At 41.3% G+C, this 22,054-nt stretch carries 17 protein-coding genes and 1 pseudogene; 10 read left to right on the top strand and 8 right to left on the bottom strand.

Translation table 11 applies throughout. The annotated features are described in order from the left end of the window. Positions 1-77: 77 nt before the first annotated feature. The gene (locus tag CH377_RS05530) at positions 78-4,475 is read right to left on the bottom strand and encodes an LIC12048 family lipoprotein (RefSeq protein WP_100722760.1); all 4,398 of its coding nucleotides are present in this window, start codon (positions 4,473-4,475) and stop codon (positions 78-80) included. A 1,021-nt stretch (positions 4,476-5,496) separates the two neighbouring features. Here CH377_RS05530 and CH377_RS05525 point away from each other — a divergent pair. From CH377_RS05525 to CH377_RS05495, 7 genes and pseudogenes are all read left to right on the top strand, one after another. Then, positions 5,497-6,264 (top strand): glucose 1-dehydrogenase, encoded by a 768-nt coding sequence (locus CH377_RS05525; protein ID WP_100722759.1) that lies wholly within the window; start codon positions 5,497-5,499, stop codon positions 6,262-6,264. Between the two features lie 10 nt (positions 6,265-6,274). Then, entirely contained in the window at positions 6,275-7,438 is a 1,164-nt protein-coding gene (locus tag CH377_RS05520; RefSeq protein WP_100722758.1) for a thiolase domain-containing protein, read from the top strand. Continuing rightward, positions 7,438-7,797, top strand: a complete 360-nt coding sequence (locus CH377_RS05515; RefSeq protein WP_100722757.1) for a Zn-ribbon domain-containing OB-fold protein — start codon at positions 7,438-7,440, stop codon at positions 7,795-7,797. The genes CH377_RS05520 and CH377_RS05515 overlap by 1 nt, the downstream gene beginning before the upstream one ends. Before the next feature lie 252 nt (positions 7,798-8,049). After that, positions 8,050-8,463: a c-type cytochrome gene (locus tag CH377_RS05510; protein ID WP_100722756.1), complete on the top strand. Its 414-nt coding sequence runs from the start codon at positions 8,050-8,052 to the stop codon at positions 8,461-8,463. A gap of 286 nt (positions 8,464-8,749) precedes the next feature. Next, a pseudogene (locus CH377_RS05505) lies at positions 8,750-12,574 on the top strand (putative Ig domain-containing protein); the annotation flags it as partial. 218 nt (positions 12,575-12,792) lie between these two features. Next, complete coding sequence (locus CH377_RS05500) at positions 12,793-13,005, top strand: hypothetical protein (RefSeq protein ID WP_086447183.1); 213 nt, start codon at positions 12,793-12,795, stop codon at positions 13,003-13,005. Positions 13,006-13,094: 89 nt separating this feature from the next. Then, positions 13,095-13,433 carry an STAS domain-containing protein gene (locus tag CH377_RS05495; RefSeq protein ID WP_020769614.1) on the top strand — a complete coding sequence of 113 codons (339 nt, stop codon included), beginning with the start codon at positions 13,095-13,097 and terminating at the stop codon, positions 13,431-13,433. Here CH377_RS05495 and kdsB read toward each other — a convergent pair. The 7 genes from kdsB to CH377_RS05460 all read right to left on the bottom strand — a co-directional run bounded on the left by kdsB (position 13,430) and on the right by CH377_RS05460 (position 18,549). Next, positions 13,430-14,173 carry a 3-deoxy-manno-octulosonate cytidylyltransferase gene (kdsB, locus tag CH377_RS05490; protein WP_100722754.1) on the bottom strand — a complete coding sequence of 248 codons (744 nt, stop codon included), beginning with the start codon at positions 14,171-14,173 and terminating at the stop codon, positions 13,430-13,432. The two genes, CH377_RS05495 and kdsB, sit on opposite strands and share 4 nt — an antisense overlap. Continuing rightward, positions 14,173-14,697 carry a flagellar basal body-associated FliL family protein gene (locus tag CH377_RS05485; protein ID WP_008591739.1) on the bottom strand — a complete coding sequence of 175 codons (525 nt, stop codon included), beginning with the start codon at positions 14,695-14,697 and terminating at the stop codon, positions 14,173-14,175. The genes kdsB and CH377_RS05485 overlap by 1 nt, the downstream gene beginning before the upstream one ends. 21 nt (positions 14,698-14,718) lie before the next feature. Next, a complete protein-coding gene (motB, locus tag CH377_RS05480; RefSeq protein ID WP_100722753.1) occupies positions 14,719-15,546 on the bottom strand; it encodes a flagellar motor protein MotB in 828 nt (275 codons plus the stop codon). A 21-nt stretch (positions 15,547-15,567) separates the two neighbouring features. Then, positions 15,568-16,350: a motility protein A gene (locus CH377_RS05475; RefSeq protein ID WP_100722752.1), complete on the bottom strand. Its 783-nt coding sequence runs from the start codon at positions 16,348-16,350 to the stop codon at positions 15,568-15,570. Positions 16,351-16,356: 6 nt separating this feature from the next. Beyond that, entirely contained in the window at positions 16,357-16,581 is a 225-nt protein-coding gene (locus CH377_RS05470) for a flagellar FlbD family protein (RefSeq protein WP_100706477.1), read from the bottom strand. Next, positions 16,578-17,681: a glycosyltransferase gene (locus tag CH377_RS05465; RefSeq protein ID WP_165780481.1), complete on the bottom strand. Its 1,104-nt coding sequence runs from the start codon at positions 17,679-17,681 to the stop codon at positions 16,578-16,580. The genes CH377_RS05470 and CH377_RS05465 overlap by 4 nt, the downstream gene beginning before the upstream one ends. Positions 17,682-17,745: 64 nt before the next feature. Then, positions 17,746-18,549, bottom strand: a complete 804-nt coding sequence (locus CH377_RS05460) for an MlaD family protein (RefSeq protein WP_100722750.1) — start codon at positions 18,547-18,549, stop codon at positions 17,746-17,748. 136 nt (positions 18,550-18,685) lie between these two features. Here CH377_RS05460 and CH377_RS05455 point away from each other — a divergent pair, with 136 nt between their 5' ends. The 3 genes from CH377_RS05455 to ftsZ are packed head-to-tail and all read left to right on the top strand — an operon-like array spanning position 18,686 to position 21,858. Beyond that, positions 18,686-19,429, top strand: coding sequence for a cell division protein FtsQ/DivIB (locus CH377_RS05455; protein WP_100722749.1), 744 nt, complete (start codon positions 18,686-18,688; stop codon positions 19,427-19,429). A gap of 4 nt (positions 19,430-19,433) precedes the next feature. Then, complete coding sequence (gene ftsA, locus CH377_RS05450) at positions 19,434-20,660, top strand: cell division protein FtsA (protein ID WP_100722748.1); 1,227 nt, start codon at positions 19,434-19,436, stop codon at positions 20,658-20,660. Positions 20,661-20,670: 10 nt separating this feature from the next. Continuing rightward, complete coding sequence (ftsZ, locus tag CH377_RS05445; protein ID WP_100722747.1) at positions 20,671-21,858, top strand: cell division protein FtsZ; 1,188 nt, start codon at positions 20,671-20,673, stop codon at positions 21,856-21,858. Positions 21,859-22,054: the final 196 nt, after the last annotated feature.

The following is a 22,054-nucleotide window of genomic DNA, read 5'->3' as shown; positions in this document are numbered from 1 at the left end:
TCCCTTCTCTTATATTCTATTTTCTTAATGAGAAAAGACGGCCTTCCGTTTTTATAAAAGGCCGCTATAGATTTTTTTTACGGAACGATCTGCACGCTAAGCGTGTAATCTCTTTCGATCAAAGGAGAGATAAAAAAGTTATTCAAACCGAATTGGAGAGATCCTGGACTCACCAAATCAAGATTAAATCCTCGAATTACTTGTTGAGCAGTATCTTGAGACCACCACGTTACTAAGGCTCGATCATTAATCGCAGCAGCAGTTACACCGCTTTGATTTCCCTGATTTGTTGTGCTTACAAAGAATTCTCCACTTCCTTTCAGTGCAAAAGGTGATATTGTAGCAATCCTTCCGCGAATGGTTCGCTTGTTACTCTCAAAGTTTTCCCAAACAGATACGATATTGTTGCCGGAGACGGTCAAAGTTCCCGGTTTTTTCACGGAACCTGCCGCATTTGTTCCCAATTGCAAAGCAGCATTTGAATATAGTTGGCCATCAATCAAGCTCACGACCTTTAAATAGATCGAAGTATCCTTTGCATATTGAAGGTAAATTTTATCTCCAACTGCAACCGGATTCACAGCTAATGTAGTCGAGTCAACTGTCACATTCCCTCCGACAGGCAACATTGTCGCATTTGTCAGGTTAATTACCCTTGTAAATAGAGTTCCATCCGTACCCCTAAAGACAACAGTTCCACTGTTTCCAGACACCCTTGTGTAAAGATATCCTGTTGGTGCAACCGTTCCTCCCTGATTAAGTAAATCATACCATACTGTATTTGGCGCACCTGGAATATTGGTAGCGACACCAGTCATAATATCATAGATCTTGAAGCCAAACACGTGACGATTATTCGAGTAATCATTGTAATTCCAGGCTAATAAAACTTTAGTCCCGGAAACTCCAGACCCATCCGCCCGAACTTCAAATCTTGTAGATGAATTATTTACATTTTCCTGAACTAAGAACTCAACAGCAACTGGCGTATTATTTGACATGTCATAGATTCTAGATTTGACGAACTTTCTGGAATCGAATGTTTGGGGAATATAGTCGCTCCATACAACCATTGCCCTACCATTTGCCAATGCAATATCCAAACTAAATGCAGGATCTTTAGTAATCCGGGTTGTAACCTTTTGTTCGGAGCCAACAATACCATAAGTAGTCATACTGCGAACTGTCATATAAATATCGAAGTTATTCTCCCAAACAATTGCCACTTTTCCGTTGTCCAACTTCGCCGTAAATTCGGCTCCCACAGGGATGGCGGCAGTGTTCAAAGTAGTTTGAGCTGATAGAACCGCCCCTGTAGAAATTTGGTAGAACTTACCTTGTAACGTAGTATCTCTTTGCCAAATAACGAAAGCAGTATCTCCTTGCACTAATGTAATCGGCTCACTTAATGTCACCGCTGTTCCCGGATCGCTCAGAATGTTATCGCTTGCCAATGTCCCAGCTTTGTAAGTACGACCGCTATTGGTAGTTAGTTGGAACATACCTCCTGAAAGGAAACTAGCAAAGCTGCCTGCGTCAGTCCAAGAGTTCCAGTAAGGGACACCTTTATTATAATTCCCCATCCAGTTTACTGCCAAGTAATCAGGAGTATATCCTAAACATCCAAACGGATGGAATAGATTCACTCCGGAGCAAGACACTGCACTTCCAGTTAAAAGCGGCAGATACTGAGGAAGAGAATAATTCGAAGCAGGAGTTCCATTTGTTTGTGTGTTCCAATCTGTAAGGAAAGAATTATCCACGATCAAACGTGCATCGGGAGCTTGCAAAGCACCTGGAATAGAAACTGGCGTCGTCTTGATATTTTTTTTCTTCATTGCAGTATCTACTACTACAGTAAAAGAACCATCAGGATATCCTGGGGTCGGAAAGCTACTTACCACAGTATATTGATAAGAATCTCCACTTATATAGATAGAATCATTAGTTTCAATTGTTCCATATACTCCGGAAAGGTAGATAGTCGTGTCCCCCACGTTTATAGGAGAACTCAGTTCACCTCTCATCTTTTTCACATCAGTGTATTTTAAAGGCCAAATTGTTCTACGATATGCACTATTCAATGCTGGGCGAACATAAATATTTACTAAGCTATTGTTCGGATCTACCACGTTACTAAGTTGAGGCATACGCAAACAGATACGGAAGGTTTGATCCGCATAACCAGAAGTATCAATCCACATCTTACGAACCTTATATGCATCCGTATCATCTGTGTCCTTATAGACATGGACCCAATCTGTCCTTTGCCCTCCAAAACCTAAGCTGATCTCAAAATCCATAACTTGGTCGATATTAAAACGTCTTGTCGCAATCGTTGGAGTATATTTGAAATCCGTAAAATACTGATATGAGCCACCATTTTCAGGTAATCCAAAATTCGGATTTAGATATTTCGTTTTGTCCAATTTAACTGTAAATACGACTTTCTCATTAAATCCTACTTTTCCCACATAAAAAGATTTCTGATCCGGTTCGTATGGATTTTCCCCAAATTGAGAAAGATCCCATTGAGTATTCAGTTTGAAGAATGAATTGGGATCATTTGGGTTAATAGATCCTCCGGCGGGGTTAGAGCCAGAAGTTCCGATCGGTGTAGCCCCGTATGGAGGAGTTTCTTCATTCTTGGCAAGGTCTTTTACTGTAATATAAACTATATCATAGTAGTCTCCTGCCCAAATAATCGAGTCTACACCTTTAACCATTTGAGCTTTGCGAACATTACCTGGATCAAAAATACGGATATTTGAGCCATCCACCCAATATTCAGTTGGGGCATTGAATTTACCGTGAGAATAAATTGCCCAGACACCTGCATTTTTTCTTTCATCTTCGGTCCAGCTGCTGATCGGCTTCTGAACGCAAGCGGTCCGGGTAGCCCCATCTGAACCGGTGAATGACTGGTTTGAGCAAGGAAGAGTAGTTGGAATTCCAGCTAAAGATTTAATACCTTTAATATGTAACTTTGAATCTCCTAAGGCAGGTGCGAATTCACTGAAATCAACTACGTAATCTTGGAACTCTACCTTAGGCCCAGAGCATGCTATCCTTTCTAAAGCTTTCTTAAGAGTCACCCCAGGAGATAACGTAGTCGCAGTAGTTATAATACATGGGTCAGTTAAACTTAAATCATCAAATGCTGCAACGCGATATTTTTCGCGATATTGTGGACCGTAAATTTTAATTAAGCTTGTTCTACCTTTCGAATTCTCCTCTACGATTTTTAAATTATTACCAGAAAAATTCAAAAGAGCGGATTTATAATTGGAATCCGCGACATGTGTCATCGTGTAATCTACGATAAAAATTTTTGGAGTAAAACCGGAAGCAATCGCACTTTCAATTTCCGCCGTATTTAAGTTCGGAAGTTCTACTACGTAAGGTCCAAAATCGTCCCCTCCATAAACTTCAACTTGGAATAAACTATAATCATCGTTTCTCAGACGAAAACTTTGGACCGGAATTAAATCTCCCCTAGCATCTTCGAACATCAAGGTACATAAGATATTGCTAAGTTTTACTGGCATGTTGACTGATCTATTCTTAATATAAAGAGCAGCTCTTACATAACCTGCATTTGCATCCACTTTAGACGTTGTGTTAATTTTAGAAGTTTTTTCGGATCTATATTTTCTGGCTTTATTACTTGCTGAGTCGGATTTAACGGACTTTGCTTCTTTATCGATATCGTTCTTGAAAGGTTTATCTGCCCACTTTGTAGTAGTTGCCTCATCTAAGTTTCGAGCTGCCCAACTATTCGAATTTTTGAAAGTAGCTGATGTGGCGACCGAAAAAGAAGTAGGCGAGGAAGACTGCTGTCCACCTACAGCTAATTCATATGAATAACTATTTTCACTTGATGTGCTTCCGCTTGTCTCCCTTTCACGTTTATATTGATCTTGAAATTGGACAGTTTTTAGATTCAATTCATTTTGATGGATCGATTCAGAACCTTCATTCTTTGTAGATTCTAAATCATCGGAATTTATCTCACTAACGATCTCATTACTTTCACCAGTGCTACTTTTTAGGATTGCGACCTTCATTGTGATTGGTGGAGCAACAACTGTATCAATTTCTGGATAGTCAGCGACCCAAACATTTGTAGTAGTCTCGTTGACATTCAATATTCCATCACCGTCGAAATCGTTAACGATGGTTGTTCCGGTTGGATCAATAGCACCACCCAACGCTTGAGCACTAACTTTAGTTCCGGGCTTCAAGTTGAATAAGCTATTCACAGGGGTAATAGGTGTTCCTCCATTTCCTCCTGGAATTGGAACTCCACCCTTATCCACTACTAGAGGAACTTTTTCTGCAACCAACCATGTGGCTTTTTTCAAGTCCACATCTCCGCTTCCAAAGCCCCAATCGCTTAAACAACCTACAAAGGAAAATACAACAGAAGTTATAAAAACTTTCCTAACAACAATCCTAACGATCACATCAAACATCGAATGAACCTCCGGCTCTCATCACTTAAGAAAGCAAATCCAAAATACAAAACGTCCCGGACAAATTTTTCGACGTGAGTCGTCTTTTTTGACTGAGTTAAATTTTTTACTCACAGTTTTGCCTAATTCGTCTCCAAATCAAAACACAACTTTGGCGTTTGAATGGACGTTTGAAAAAAGTTCCTTTTTTTGTCTAATTTTTTGCGGCAAACTTAAAAAAAATTTTGGAAACATTAAGAAAACGGGAAATTGTCGTGATGAAATGATGTTAACAAAAAAAAATTCGGGAACTTTTTCACCCAAATGAGATAACATAGAAAAAACAGAACATATCCCATAATGGATAGTTCAAAATATCCTAATACAGGATACTGGAAGCGGCAGTACTCCCGAAATTCTATAATTTTAAATTTTTATAATATTTAAAATTATAGAACTGAAAATTAATTATTCATAAAGCAGACGTCTTGATCGCATATAAATCTAAAATCAAATTTTAACCCCACCTAATTTCCCTTAATCTCGATCATGAATTAATTTTTTATTAAATTTTGTAGCTTCGATCTAAATCAGTCCTTATTGGATAGAATTATCCCATTTTGGGTAGCAAACATTCTTTTTTAAAATTAAGGATCAATTTACATATGCTTGTCGCCAGGCCAACGATCTTATGAAAAATATGCTCAACATAAGCCTTCACTTAATACACATTATATATTCATAATATATATTAACTCCATCAACTCTCCGAAATGTATGCCCGGCTCCAAAAAATGAGACATATCCGCCTTCTGCGCTCGATCAAAAGGTAAATAATAAGCCCCCTACATCCTGCGAACAAATGTTCAACAAAAACGAACACTGTTTTGGAAGCTAATAATCTGATGAATTTTCCTTGTCGAGAATCCAGGTATAATCCATCTTTTACCAGAACAATCGTTCTACTTCAAACGGGTCGAATTCTATCTGCACGATCCGCAAGTTCAAAATTTCGTTATCCGAGGACATAAGAGGGTTCCAAATGGCAAAACAATTCGAAGGTAAAGTTGCATTAGTTACGGGAGCTGCATCTCCCAGAGGTTTAGGCCGCGCTATCGCTAACACTATAGCAAGAGATGGTGGAGATGTAGTCGTAGTAGACTTAAATAAGGAACATATCGAGCAGGCAGCTGCCGATATCGCTAAAGAATTCGGCGTTAAAACATTAGGCATTCCGGTAAACGTCACTAAACCGGAAGACTGCGATGCAGCGATCAATGCTGTTAAAGAGAAATTCGGTAGACTTGACTTCTTAGTCAATAATGCAGGAGTTCTGAAAGATAATCTTTTTATCAGAATGAGCGAACAAGAGTATGATTTCGTAATGGATGTGAACGCGAAAGGTGTGTTCTTGATGACCAAGTACGCTTCTAAACTTCTTTTAAAAGCTCCTTCCGGTAGAATTGTGAACATCTCTTCTCTTTCAGGTCTTTCTGGCCAACCTGGACAAGCGAATTATTCTTCTTCTAAAGCAGCTGTAATCGCTCTTACTAAAGTTGCTGCAAGAGAATTTTCAGGTAGAAACGTTTTAGTAAATGCAGTTTGCCCAGGTTACGTACAAACAGATATGACCGCTTCTCTTCCTGAAGAAGTTCAGAAAAAACTTACCGATCCTATGTTCATTCCTCTGAAAAGACCGGGAACTCAACAAGAGATTGCTAACGCTGTTGAATTCTTCCTTTCCGATAAAGCATCTTATATCACTGGTGTTTTCCTTCGTGTAGACGGCGGCGCCGGTATCGGAATGTAAGGAGTTAATCATGAGAGAAGTAGCAATCATCGGGGCTTACGAAACAGTCCACGGTAATCATAAAGACAGAACTCTTCGTGATCTAGTTACTGAAGCAGGTAACGGAGCGATCAAAGACTCCGGCATAGACAGAAAGGAAATCCAAGCTGTTTATGTTGGGAACTACGCAGGTAATGAATTTAACGCTCAGAACACAATGGGCTCTTATGCAGCCAACTTACTTGGATTAGGCGATCGTCCTGCAATTCGTACAGAGGGAGCTTGTGCTTCCGGTGGGATCGCAATGAGACAAGGCGTTCTTGCGGTTGCATCCGGTCTATACGATACGGTTTTAGTTCTAGGCGTGGAAAAAATGAACGGTTTAGATCCGGAAACTACTATGGAAATAGTAGCAAGGGGCCAAGATCAGGATGTAGAAGGTGGATATTGTATTTCCGGTCCTTCCGGTTTTGCATTAAATGCGATCCGTCATATGCATGAGTTCGGTACCACTAAGGAAATGTTGGCAACTGTTGCTGAAAAAAACTATTTCCACGGTAGCTTAAATCCATTTGCTCATAAACAAAAAGAGATTTCTTTCAATAATATCATGAGAGCGAGAATGGTAACCACTCCATTCGGTTTTCATGATGTTTCTTTGGTTACGGATGCTTCTGCGGCAGTCGTAATCACTACAAAAGAAAAAGCAAAGTCAGTTCGTAAGGACTATGTTGTTGTGAAAGGTTCCGGGATCGGCGGAGATTATTTCAACGTGGCTCTTAAGAAAGATTCACTAAGCTTCCCCGCTTCCGTGCAAGCTGCTACTGAAGCTTTTAAAATGGCCGGCGTGGAAAGAAAGGACATCGATGTTCTGGAATGCCATGACTGTTTCACCATTACCGAGATCATCAACATAGAAGATCTTGGTTTTGTAGAAAAAGGAAAAGGTGGCCAATTCACTAAAGACGGGCACACTAGATTGGGCGGAAAACTTCCTGTAAATACTTCAGGTGGTTTAAAAGCAAAAGGCCATCCAGTAGGAGCTACAGGTGTTGGGCAAGTTGTAGAAATGACTTACCAACTCAGAGACCAATCTGAAAAACGACAAGTTGCAAATGCTCGCACCGCTTTAACTCATGTTTTAGGCGGCCCGGGTGCAGTTAGTATAGTGCATATTTTGCAGAGGGGGGAATAATGGCTGAAATTATGGAAGCTCATTCTTTAACCGGAAAAAAATGCAAGTCCTGTGGATTCGAAGCTACTGATCCAGTAGTCTCTTGCACGAGTTGCGGATCCGATGATGTGGAAGCTAAAACTTTTTCAGGCAAAGGAAAAGTTTACACTTACACAGTGGTTCATGTTGGTTTCGGACATTTAGCTCCAAGAGCGCCTTACGTTCTTGCAGTCATCGAGCTGGAAGAAGGCGCAAAAACCATGAGTATTATCGAAGGGGAATACCAAGGCAAACCGGTCACTGAATCAGTTGCGATCGATATGCCGGTTCTTTTTGATAGAACAGAAACTTCTACGGGATTTATTTTTAAACCCACTTGATTCAAAAAGGAAAGCGGGGTGGGACTTACCCCGCTTTTGTTTTACAAAAAACCAATAAGTCCGATTCTTTTCCATTCTTAGAAATCGATATTAAGAATCATCTCCGGATGTTTTGACAAAAGTCAATTTTCGGGACCTTCTACATTTTACCCGAAATCCTTTGCGGATATCGCGCCGACAATACCGTGACAAAAAGTTCTTTGCTTTCTCTTTCTCAATGAGAAAGTTGGAACCAATATAAAGGAGTAATCCATGAAGACTCGGGCAATCCTGATTTCCCTTTTTGTTTCCATTCTCTCCCTCATCTTCCTATTGAACTGCGGAGATAAAGAAAAGCCGAAAGAAGAAGCTGCACCTGTAGCAAGCGCAGCAACTTTAAGTCCTGAAATAGAAGAAGGTAAAAAACTTTTTCTTGAAAACGGATGTAACGCATGTCACGGAGATACTGGCGCTGGAGACGGAGCAGCTGCGGCTAGCTTAAATCCAAAACCAAGAAATTACAAAGCACCTGCTAGTGATTGGAAAAATGGTCCTACAGAAGCGGGAATTTTGAAAACTTTGAACAACGGAATTCCAAGCAATCCTGTGATGACTTCCTACAAGTTCTTAGGTGACGAAAAACTTAAAAAGATTTCTAAATACGTAATCTACCTAAACCAAAATTAATTTTCCTATATAGGGGGTCCGATTTTTTTCGGATCCTCTAATCTCTCCTTTAAAATCCCTCAAAATTTCGCACATATCCCATTTGGGGCAGATTAAATGAATGTTCTATTCGTTTTTTCTTATTAATTGTTTCGACTTATAGTATATCTAAATATTATAAAATTGACACAATTTGCCCGATTATTTCAAAATCTCTACAGAAGAAATGACCGAATAACTTTCTTTTCGAATATTTTGGCCCATTCCTTTCGCTATTATAAAACTTTCATATTGTTGGAGAAACAGAGTGAATTGCACGAAAAAGATCCTACTTAATACAATTCATATTTTGTTACTTATCATATTATCTTTAAATTTTCAGGCCTGCGGAAGTTCTTCAGGCTCTCCAATCTCCAAACTTTTAACATCATTCCGTTTCTTATTCGGATCATCCGAAAATCGCGCTCCTTTAATCAGTTACCAGCAAGGAGCCTATACCTTTTCTCTAAGTGAAACTATTTATCCTATAGAACTGATCACTGGAGGAAATGGATTTTTAGATTGTACTGCCACTCCAGAACTACCGACGGGAATGACTTTAGATACCAATAGCTGCGGTATTTCGGGCACTCCCTCTGGGATAAAATCACCAGCAAATTATACCATCACTGCAACCAACAGTTACGGTTCTTCACAAACAGTATTAAATATTACTGTAAATAATCTTCCGCCAAGCGCCCTCAATTATCATGACGCTCCTTTTACTTTTAGTCAAAATGTTTTACTCCAAGAGGCACGTCCTACTGTAACAGGGACAGTAACCGGTTGTACTTCTAGTCCTTCCCTACCTTCCGGATTATCGTTGCATCCGCAAACATGTGCAATTTCAGGTAAACCTGTATCTTCACAAAGTCCTTCGGATTATACTATTACTGCGAGCAATTCCTATGGGAACACTCAGACTTCGATTAACATTCGAGTAACTCTTTCCGCGCCTTCTGCTCTCAATTATTCGAATAGTCCCTTCGTACTTACTCAATTCGAAACGATTACTCCGTTTACCCCTAGTTATTCAGGAACAATTACCAGTTGTACATCTTTTCCGGGACTTCCGAACGGGTTAAGTATAGATCAAAATAATTGTTCTATCTCCGGTAACCCGACGGATCTTCAGAATCCAACAAATTATACTATTACTGCGAGCAACTCTGTAGGCAACACCAGCACCAAAATTAGTATCCAAGTCAACGTAGCGCCACCATCTTCATTAAATTATGCAGGTAGTACTTATGTTTTTACAAAAGGAGCTACAATTTCGACGGTCACACCAACTATTACTGGAACAGTAACTAGCTGTACTGCCAATCCTTCTCTTCCATCCGGTTTAGGAATTAATTCTACTACATGCGCAATCTCAGGGACTCCAAGTGTAGAATATGCATCCACTAATTTTACAATAACTGCAAGTAACTCATCAGGTAGCACTCAGGCGATTATTGGAATCACTATCAATCTAGCTGCACCTTCCTCTCTGAATTATGCAGGTAGTCCTTATGTTTTTACTCAAAATCTTGCAATCTTGAAAATCACACCTAGCGTAACAGGAACCATTACAAATTGCAGCGTTAGTCCTAGCTTACCTTCAGGTTTAGCTCTCAATGCTAATACATGTGCGATCTCAGGAACTCCAGTATACACACAATCGGCGACCAATTACACCGTTACTGCGAGCAACTCTGGTGGATCTACGCAAGCAACAATTACTATTACAGTTAATATAGCCCCTCCAGGATCTCTAAAATACCTGACAGGCACTTACACTCTTACCCAAAATACGACCATATCAACAATCACTCCTAGCTATACTGGTACTATTACGAATTGTACTTCGAGTCCAGATCTACCTACAGGTTTAGCTCTTAATACGAGTAATTGTGCGATCTCAGGAACTCCGACAACTCCTCAATCAACTTCTACTTATACAATTACGGCAAGCAACTCGGTAGGAAGTACACAAACTTCGATCATTATGAGAGTTAACTTAGCTCCGCCTTCGATCGTATACTCCGGAAGTCCATATACACTTTCTTTTAATCAGACCATGTCTACGATTACCCCTACTGTTACAGGAACAGTTGCTAGCTGCAGTATTAGTCCTGCGCTTCCTAGCGGATTAGGAATAAATACGACAACGTGTGCAATCTCAGGAACTCCGGGAATAGTTCAGACTGCAAAAAATTACACGATTACTGCGACTAACTCTGCTGGTAGTACACAGGCTGTTATTACAATTACGATCAATCTTGATCCGCCTTCTAACTTAAGTTATTCGGGAAGTCCATTTACCTTTACTCAATTCGCAACGATATCTGCAATTTCACCTAGTGTTACAGGAACTGTTACCAGTTGCGGAACCAGTCCTGCATTACCAAACGGTTTAGGAATAAATAGCGTGAATTGTACTATTTCTGGTACACCAATGGTCTCACAATCTGCAGTAACTTATACTGTAACTGCAGGTAACTCGAAAGGTAGCACTCAAACTACGATCAGTATAGAGGTAAACCTAAGTCCTCCAAAGATAATTTATTCTGAGTCTTATCTAAGCATGACAAAGAACAATGAAATCATGCCTATCTTTCCAAAAACAATGGGAACTGTAAATAACTGCTCCTCTAGCCCTAATCTACCACAAGGTTTAGGATTAAGTTCTGATTGCTCGATTTCAGGAACACCAACTACTTCTCAAGGACCGACAAATTATACAATTACTGCATCTAATTCAGCAGGAAGTTATCAAACGACAATTACCATTAGTGTCGGAACCAATTGGGCACAGGAGGCTTATATCAAAGCGTCCAATTCGGATCTGAATGATTATTTCGGTAATTCTATTGCTGTTTCGGGAGACATTATGGTGGTAGGAACAAACTACGAAAGTTCGAACCAAACAACAATTACGAACGGAAACGGTTCAAGTTCGAATAACTCTGCACCAAATGCCGGAGCTGCTTATGTTTATACTCGTTCCGGAAATAGCTGGAGCCAAGAAGCTTATTTAAAAGCTCCAAATGCAGAAGCAAACGATAACTTCGGAGCATCCGTTGCAATTTCGGGAAATACAATAGTAGTCGGTGCATACGGAGAAGATTCGAGCGACAAGACAATTACGAACGGCCCTACTGCAAGCTCGAATAACGATAAGACGAGCGCTGGTGCAGCATATGTATTTGTGAAATCCGGAAATACTTGGTCCCAACAAGCATATCTAAAAGCTCCGGATGCGACAGCGAATGATAATTTCGGATATTCTGTATCGATCTCCGGTGATACGATTGTAGTCGGAGCAAATCCTGGGCCGGCTTATGTTTATGTGAGATCGGGAAATACTTGGTCCCACCAGGCAACTTTAACCTCTTCTAATCTAGATTCATTTGATTTTTACGCAACAAGTGTGTCTATTTCTGGAGACACGATCGTAGTCGGAGCCTATGGTGAAGACTCGAATCAAAAAACTATTACCAACGGATCAACTGCAAGTTCAAATAATAGTCTAACTGACTCCGGCGCTGCTTACGTTTACGTAAGATCTGGAAATACTTGGTCCCAACAAGCGTATCTAAAAGCTCCGAATGCAAAATCTACGGATCATTTCGGCCATGCTGTTGCTATTTCAGGAGATACAATCGCAGTCGGAGCTCCAACTGAATTTAATGCGATAAGTCAAATAGTGAATGGAGGAACAATTCCATCCGTATTAGGTAGTGATCCATATGGAGCAGTTTACGTGTTCACTCGTTCCGGATCAAATTGGTCCTTCCAATCTTATATTAAGCCGTCAAACATGGATCCGGGAGATTTCTTTGGAGATACGGTTTCCATTTCGGGAGACACAATTGTGGTTGGGAGCCCAGCCGAAGACTCAAATCAAGCAAGTATTACAAATGGAACGACTGCAAGTTCTAATAATAGTTACTCTGACTCCGGAGCCGCATATGTATTTGTACGCTCAGGAACGAATTGGACTCAGCAAGCATATCTAAAATCTCCGAATATAGAAACCTTAGATAGATTTGGAGAATCCGTTTCTGTCTCCGGAGACACAATTGTTATTGGGGCTGTCTTCGAGGATTCGAATCTAAACACAGTTACGAATGGAACTGGGGCAAGTTCGGATAATAGTACTTCAGCAAGTGGTGCGGCTTTTGTTATTCGCAGACAGTAATTGAGTAAAATTGGGATTTAGAAATTCCTAAATTTTTTAGGAATTTCGACCCCGTTTTTTCAGAATAGTTTTTATGGTCGGACTTTTCTTCTGGAAGTTTTCCACCCCCATTTCAACCTAGCTTTGTGAGCCAATCCTCTTCTTTACCACATTGCGACAGTTGCGGAACGGACAGAAAATCCCCTCTTTCCAGAGAGGTGAAAACTTACGGTAATTGGGCCTGGTTTTTGATCCTTTTCGGGATTTCTTCCAAACCTACCACAGTTTCATTTCAATGTTCCCAATGCGGCCAGATTTTCGACAGACTTTCTCCGGAGGAGCTAGAGCACTACGTTTGACGGATTACTTCTAGTAGGCGGTCGGTTTTTCCAAGGAAACGGGATTGACTGTCTTCGAGAGGGAAGGTCTTTTGTGCTAAATAAGGCAGATGTCTGACGAATTCAAAATAAACGTGGATCTTGAACCTAATGTCCCGGTAATCCATATCTCTGGAGAAATTACCTCCGAGGCGGATGACGAAATTTTAGGAAAATACCAATCTATCCCCGAACAACGTAGGACCAGGGTAATTTTGAATTTCCACGGAACGTCTTACATCAATTCGGCAGGACTTGCTACCTTGATCAGTTTGATCACCAAAGCAAGTGAATCTTCTTCCAAAATCGAATTTGCAGGTCTAAACGATCATTTCAGAAAAGTAATGGATATAGTTGGTCTAACGGATTTCGTTTTAATCCACAACACCCTGCAAGAAGCTCTCAGTTAAGGGATCAGTCCCTTCTTCTTAAAATCTTCCACTACTAGTTCCAGATCTTCAGGAGTGTCTACGCTCAATGCTGCGCGACTTGCTATATACACTCCTATAGAATGTCCAGCTTCCATTGCTCTCAATTGCTCTAGTGATTCAGATTCTTCTAAAGCGCTTGGAGGAAGATCAGGATATCCGAGTAAGAAGTCTCTATCGTATCCGTAGATCCCCAGATGTCTATAGGCAGGTACTGTCTTTTTAAATTGGCTCGGGATGGCAGAACGGGAGAAGTATAACGCTCTTCCATTTTTGTCTAAGACCACCTTAACCCTATTCGGATCTTGGATCTCGTTTTCTTCTAATTGAACCGCTGCGGTGCTCATCGCCCAATCCGGTCTTTCCAGTTTAAGCTTTGCTACTCCGTCAATAAGTTCAGATTCTATTCCGGGTTCGTCACCTTGGATATTGATTATAATTCCGGAGTCGGGATATTTGAGTGTAACTTCTCTGATCCTATCCGTTCCCGAAGGATGATCGGCAGAAGTCATTACTGCCTTACCACCATTCTCGGAAACGATTTGCAAGATCCTTTCGTCGTCAGTAGCAACTACAACATCATGTAAAAGAGAAGACTTTAAAGAATTCTTATATGTCCAAGCGATCATAGGAAGATCCCCGATCTTGGCTAATGGTTTACCAGGAAATCGGGAACTTCCATATCTTGCGGGTATGACCCCGAGGATTTTCGGTTTTGTCATTAGTTGACGATAAATTCTGTGAAGTAAACTTCTTGGATCTTTCCGTCGGAGAGAATATGATTGATCTGAGCTTTTATTTCTTCTCTCAGATCCAACTGATCTTCTACATCGATGAGATCGTCCTTGGTTTTTCTTCCTATAATTAGGTTTACCAAGTCTCTCATCTGAGCGATCCTTTCCGCAAGTTCCGCAGTGATCTTAGCATCGTCCCTTGCAACTCCGAAAGACAATTTCATCTTAACAAAGTGAGTCTCACCTTTATCCGCAGTATTGATCCTGAACTCTTCCTGGAACTGGAAGGTCATGAGTGGCGGAGGAGGTTTTACTAAGGCTACGTTTTTCATTTCACGGAAGGTACTAGTCGCAGCCTGTTTCGCAACAAACATGGAAACAAGTACAACTATAATAATTCCGAATACAGCACCGGCAATATAGATCAGCCATTTGATGAGCGGAGACGAGCCGGCGCCGGCATCCGCCGCGGGTAAACCGCCTTCTTCCTCGTCTATTTCGGGATCGCCCATGGGTATTCTCCTTTTACTCTACTATAATCCACTTTCGGTGGAAGTTTCTGAACCTGGAACGCGGCTTTTTGGTAAGCCGAAATTGGATTCGTAGTCGCTTCGTTTGGTGGATTTTTCCGTTAAAATTACGATATCGATTCTTCTATTGAATGCTTTTGCTTCAGGTGTTCCCTGGTTCTCCACAACCAAAGGTCTATAAGATCCGAAACTCACAGCTTGGAACCAACTCGGATCCAACTTTCCTACTCCGACGATATAATCCGTGGAGTTGATCGCTCTTGCTCCTGCAAGATCCCAGTTGTTTAAGTATGTTCTTTCTTCCCTGCTCGGGTTGGCGCCGGGCAACACTGCATCAGCGTCGCAGTGACCTTCTACCCTTACGAATCTTTCGAGTCCCTTAATGAGTCCGCTGGCTTTTTTTAATGTGCCCTTGATCGGTTCCTGTAAAATTGCAGAACCTGGGTTAAAATAATCGGCTCCTACTAAACTGATCACAAGACCTCTTTCGTCTTCAGTGACTCTCACTTTCCCTGCTTCTATCTCAGGTTTGAATAATTCTGTGGCAGTTTTCTTGGACTTAGAAAGAGCCTTTCCAGTAGTCATGGATGGAAGACTTTCTATATTCATCCCCATCTCTTCCAATTTTCCTTTGGAAAGAGTTTGTCCACCGTCAAAAAAACCAGTAGTGGTCTTGAACGCGGATAGAATGATCTGCATCTCTATCGCATTCGTCTTACCTGTACGGTATAACATAATGAAGAAGCAAAGAAGAAGTGTAACCATGTCTCCATAAGTAAGCATGTACTCTGGAATATTCTGGATACATTCTGGACATTTCTGTTTTGCCATATTCTTCTTCCGAAATAAATCTTAATCGTTTTCGTCTTTTAGAACGCCGCGTTCGCCAGGTGGCAGATAACTTGCGAGTTTGTCTTTTACGATACGAGGGTTATCTCCTGATTGTATGGAGAGTGTTCCTTCTATCATGATCTGTCTTACTAATAGTTCGTCTTCGGATTTACGCATGAGTTTTTTCATGATCGGGATCGCAATCATGTTTGCTCCCATGGATCCATACAATGTTGTGATCAAGGCCGCCGCCATCCCTGTTCCGATCGCACTCGCGTCTCCGGATCCAAGGTTCTTTAACATCTGAACGAGTCCGATCAGAGTTCCGATCATCCCGAATGCTGGAGCAAGTGCCCCCCAGTTTTCCCACCAGGCCTTTCCCGCGCCATGTCTGGAGGCAATATTACTCATTTCAGTTTCCATAATATTGCGAACGAGTTCAGGGTCTGTTCCGTCCACGACCAGGGTAATTCCCTTTCTTAAAAATTCTTCAGGAAGTTCGTTCACGTCATCTTCTAACGCGAGTAGACCTTCTCTCCTTGCTTTCTCGGAGAAAGAAACTAATGTTTTAATAAGTCCGATTAGATCGCTTTTTTCTTCTCTAAAAGCTTTACGAGTTACCTTGCCCAATTCCAAAGTATTTTGCCAAGGTACAGCCATCACCGTACAAGCGGTAGCTCCTCCGAATGTGATCAATACGGAAGGTACGTCCACGATATCGATCGGGTTCAATCCGGCGGAAAGAATCCCGAAAGCGAATACTACGACTGCAGAGCCGAAACCTATGATTGTAGCTATATCCATTGTAGTTTAATCTGCCCTCTTAAATTGATCCGGCGCGGAACCCAAAGGAAACACCAGCACTCGTTTTTTGAACTCCAAAATTTTTTCGATCACTTCGGGTATACTTTCCTGGACCACATATTTTCTATCATTAGACAAAGTGATCGTAGTATCCGGATTGGCCTCGATACATTCTATATGAGAGGCGTTTAGAACGAATTCATTTCCTTTTAATCTATGCAAAGTAATCAAACGCCCCTCCTTTTTCCAGAGTTCTTGTTTATAGTCTCGACCGTCTTTTGGATTTGGATGATGAATTTTTCCTCCGTAAAACGGTTTACCGAGGCCTGAAAGTCCTTAGATTTCCATTCTTTTCGGTCGGATTCGGCCAAGGCAGAGTTCAATGCCTCTACAGTTTGCTCTTTGAAGAATAGCCCGGTCTTTCCAGAAACTACCGTTTCTAGAGCCCCACCCTTTGCGTATGCCAGAACAGGTGTACAATACCCCTGGGCCTCAACAGGTGCGATCCCGAAATCTTCCATTCCAGGAAAAATGAATGTCTTTGCCTTGGCCATATACTCTTGCACTTCATTCCTTGGCCTATGAGGCAGGATTTCCACATTGGGTGGAAGGTCCTTTATGAGTTTCTTATATTCTTGGCCGCTCCCTAAAATTTTAAGAGGCCTTCCGTTCTTTCGATATGCCTCTATCGCTAAGTCGATCCGTTTATAAGGAGCAAATGCGGAAACGATTAGGTCGAAGTTTTCCTTCTTCCCCGCCTTTACCTGAAACCCTTTAGGCAAACACGGAGGATAAACAACTTTGGAATCCCTTCTATAAAACTTTTGGATCCTTCTCGCAACAAACTCAGAGTTGCATAAAAATGAATCCACTCTGTTAGAAGAAACGGAGTCCCAGGTGCGAAGATAATTGGAAACAAACTCGAATGCTAAAAACTTCAAACCGCTTCTCGCAGGGAAATAATCATAATAAAGATCCCAAACGTATCTCATGGGAGAATGTACATAGCTAATATGGATCGCATCCGGATCCGGAATCACACCTTTTGCAACACAATGAGAAGAAGATACTATCAGATCATATCCTCTTAGATCCAAGGACTCTATCGCAGTAGGAAATAAAGGAAGATACCAACGGTATTTGGATTTGAAAGGAAGCCTATCAGTGAATGCCGTTACGATCTTTCTATTTTCTATTCTTTCGTTTAACTTTCCTTTTTCATAAAAAAGGGTAAATAGATCTGCATCCGGAAATACTTTTAGGATAGAATCGAGAACGATCTCTCCTCCTCTCATCCCATTCAGCCAATCATGGATCACTGCGACTTTCATAGATACTAGGATCGGCAGGGTAGCCTAGTTTGTCCCCGCCTTTTCGAAGTGGTTACAACCGGAGTTATAGCCTATTCAAATAGAAATCGCTGGAAATCCCACCGATGATGGTGGTCCTACGATATAAATTGATGGAGAAAGGAATAGGAGCACTTCTTTCTAACTTGCGGTATCCTTCTACATACCTTCTGGCATCGTCCCCTAAAATTCTCATATCTGTCAATGTCTCGGCCAGATTATCATAGGTGTCCGGATCGTTTATGAATCTTGGAACGGAACCGTTACTACTTTTGAGTTTGTAAGAGATCTCTTCCATGTTTGCGAACATCAAAGTTATATCTTGTTTATTTTCTCGGATCACACCAGTGGATGCTGCAAAAAAGTCATCATAGTATCTAGCAGAAGGAGCAAAATCAGGACGGAAATCTTCCTCTTCCTTGTACGTTGGCTTGAAGAAGGCCTGTTTGGAATCTTCTTCCGCATTTCCAGGATTAATATCTATAGTCCTTCCGGATAGAACAGTAGCTGTCCTAAAACTAATATCATAGTTTGAATACAATGTGATCGGTTCAGCAAGACGGATAGTAATCTCTACCGCCTTGGTCCTATTCTTATCCAAAAATCTTTTGTCGGGAACTTCTTCTATCCCAACCACATCTACATCTCGAACAATTCCCCTCTCCAATCCTAAAATGCTGACCGGAGTTCCAGGGCGAATACCTTGGGACTTTGGATAATAAATTTTTAAAGTATAAGGATAATCTTCTTCCGAACCGGATCTTTCGATCACTGATTGGTACAAGAGTACGAAAAAAGCACAAAAGAAAACGAAACCTAGATGAATGGGAGAAGGGATCGGAAATTTCATACTTTCTACTATTAGAAACTTCGGCTTTGGATTCGGATCAACTAAATCCTACTAAATCAAAAATAGATGGGCGAAATTTTGGAGAATTTCCCGATAATTCTAAGGGAAAGGAAGAAAAAACCCGCTCCAAACGCCTATGAGACATAATATAATTGACTTTTTGAAAGAATCCGTTCAAAAAAGAACGAGTTGGTGGCTTCTGGCCTTCCTCTTTCTATTGGCGAGCACTCTAGGCTGGGGATTTAGGAGGGGGACCCTTCCCCAGGAGTTGAATAAACTCATACTGACAGGACACGAAACTCTTAGAACGGAAGAAATAGTTCAGATCATGGGTATCCAACCGGGAACCTCTTTCGAAAATTACGACCTCGGCCAAATGGAACACCGACTTACCTCACACCCCAGAATCAAATCCGCTCATTTGGAAAAAAAAACGGACGACCAATTACTGGTGGAGATCACCGAAAGAAAGCCAAGTTATCTCGTGAACTCGGACGGTCATCTTTTCGAGATCGATTCAGATCTAAAAATACTTTCCATGGATGATGTTCGAAGCCAAGGACTCACAGTACTTTCCGGAACATTCCCGAGAGAAAAAGGAGAAGTAGTCGGTGCTGCATTCAAAGACCTTCATACTTCCGTGGAAAATGCATTTCGTTCTTATCCGGCACTGAAGACCCGTATCTCAGAAGTATCCTTGCATGAGGATGGAGAAATTTTTGTCTACTCTGACACTCCTCTTTCGGTCCGCGTACAAGTTGGGACCTTATTCCAAACCGAGCAGGTCAGAAAGTTATACGCTGTATTAGCATATCTTGAAAAAGAAAAAGTCCGCCCTAAACTCGTGGACATACGAGGAGAAGACGCGGTCTACCATTAAGAATATGGAATCTTCTGAAAGAATCATAGTCTCTCTGGATCTCGGATCAGCACTTACAAAAGTGGTGGTAGGACGTCCTATCTCCGAATACGAAACTGAAATTATCGGAACGGGAATGTTTCCTTCTTCCGGAATTAAAAACGGATCCATTATCAATATAGAAGCAACCACTCGTTCCATCATAGAAGCCGTGAGTGAAGCGGAACTCATGTGTGGACAAGAGATCGGTTATGTTGTTGTGAATGTGACTGGCAAATCTGTTCGTGCGGACAATTCCAAGGGAGTGGTTGCAATCACCAATAGAGATAGAGTGGTGACCGAACCGGATATAGTCAGAGTGATAGAAGCTGCACAAGCAGTTCGAGTTCCGGCTGACCAAGAAATTTTACACGTTCTTTCTAAAGAATTCTCAGTGGACGACCAAACTTCTATCAAAGATCCGATCGGAATGACTGGAGTTCGTTTAGAAGCGGAAGTCCATATAGTGACAGCCGGTCTAACAGCACTTCATAATTTAGAAAAATGTATCGAAGCGGCAGGTTTGGCAGAAGAGACAAGAGTTCTTTCAAGTCTTGCTTCTTCCGATGCAGTTTTAACTTCCGGGGAAAAAGATCTTGGCACCGCAGTATTAGATATAGGCGCAGGAATCTGTGATCTGATCGTTTACGTGGACGGAGGGATAGCTTATTCTTCCGTAATCCCATTTGGTGGATATAATGTTACTTCTGATCTTTCCATCGGTTTAAAAACCACAATCGAAACTGCCGAGCTTGTAAAAAAGAGATTCGGTCATTGTTCATTAGAAGAAATTGATCCGACTGAAACAGTAGAGATCCCACCGATCAGCGGAAGACCGGCCAGAACAGTTTTGAGAGAAGAACTAGTTCATGTAATCGAACCTCGTATGCGAGAAATTTTCGAAATGGTGGATGCAGAACTTATTAAGTCCGGGAAAAAATCATTTCTCGCCGGAGGAGTCATCCTCACGGGAGGAGGAAGCCTCTTAGAAGGAATAGAAAGTCTGGCAGAGGACGTGTTTCGCCTAACGGTAACTCGTGCAAGGCCTGCAGGACTTTCCGGTCTTTCGGACAGAGTATCTTCTCCTGAATTTGCTACAGCGGTCGGACTTATCAAATACGCCTCCAGATTAGGGGACATGGAAAGAAAATCCCAGGATAGAAGCGAAACCTGGGGCAAAAAAATTCGGAGATGGATAGAGGAAAACCTCTAAGGGAGTGATCATGTTACGTTTCGAAGAAGAAGAAAAATCAAACCCTGCTATTATTAAAGTTTTAGGAATCGGCGGCGGCGGAATGAACGCAGTCGCAAGAATGGCGAACTCCAGCCTAAGAGGTGTGGAATACGTCATCATGAATACCGATGAACAGGTATTAAAACGTTCCGAGATAGAAGGTAAAATTGCATTAGGTTCCAAGACCACAAGAGGAATGGGCGCAGGAGGAGATCCTGAGTTAGGCGCAAGAGCAGCAGAAGAAGACAAAGAAAAAATCGTATCTGTAATCCAAGGTGCGGACATGGTCTTCGTAACTGCTGGGATGGGAGGCGGAACCGGAACTGGTGCAGCACCTATCGTTGCAAAGATCGCAAAAGAACAAAAATGTTTAGTAGTCGGAGTGGTCACCATTCCTTTTTCATTCGAAGGAAAAAGAAGAATGGAACTCGCCAAAAGAGGAGTGGAACAACTACGCTCTTATGTTGATACTTTAATTTTAGTAAATAATGAATCCATCTTTCAAGTAGTAGAAAGAGATACTCCTATCGACCAAGCATTCAGAGTGATAGATGATATTCTTCTAAATGCAGTTAGAGGAATCAGTGATATCGTAAACAATCCTGGAATCATCAACGTAGATTTTGCGGATGTAAAAGCCATCATGAGAGATACCGGTGACGCAGTCATGGGAGTGGGAGAAGGTTACGGAGAAAACAAAGTCTCCGAAGCTGTGAACTTTGCGATCGATAATGCTCTATTGGATTCTCGCTCTATCGCAGGTGCAACGTCTCTTTTAATCAATGTCACAGGCGGAACCGATCTTACTATTTCCGATTGGAATGAAGTATCTCAGATCATCACTTCCCAAGTGGATCCTAACGCAAATATCATCATAGGCTTAACGGAAGATGCTGATCTGGAAAAAAGAATTCGTATCACTGTGATCGCTACAGGTTTTAATAAAAGGGCGGCAAGTATCGGATCCGTTCCAAAATTACAATCTCAACCTCAAAGAAAAGTGGTAGGACTTCCTGAAATGGAAGAGCCTCGCCCAAGCTTCAAAACAGAACCGGAAAGGATTAGCAATGACCCGGAAGCATATAGAGCTCTCAAATCCAAAAATCCTTCCGGAAATATGAAAGAAGATTATGATATTCCTGCTTTTTTAAGAAGAGGTGAAAAAGGGAGAGGTTAATTTTCTCCCTTTTAATACGCCATCTTTATCGCGATTTAGTCGGCTTATTACAAAAAGAGTTGTTCGTAATCGAAACGTGATTCGCTCATTCGTCTTTCATTTCATAAATTTGTAATATATATTCTCCTTCAAACTTTCCCTTTTTGACAAAACGGATTTTAGATCTGATCTAAATTTTCCCGTTTTGTAATCCCTT

It is taken from the genome of Leptospira haakeii (assembly GCF_002812045.1).
Taxonomy (GTDB): Bacteria; Spirochaetota; Leptospiria; order Leptospirales; family Leptospiraceae; genus Leptospira_B; species Leptospira_B haakeii.
The sequence above is the reverse complement of the archived record's forward strand: the minus strand, read 5'-3'. Positions and strand labels throughout refer to the sequence as shown.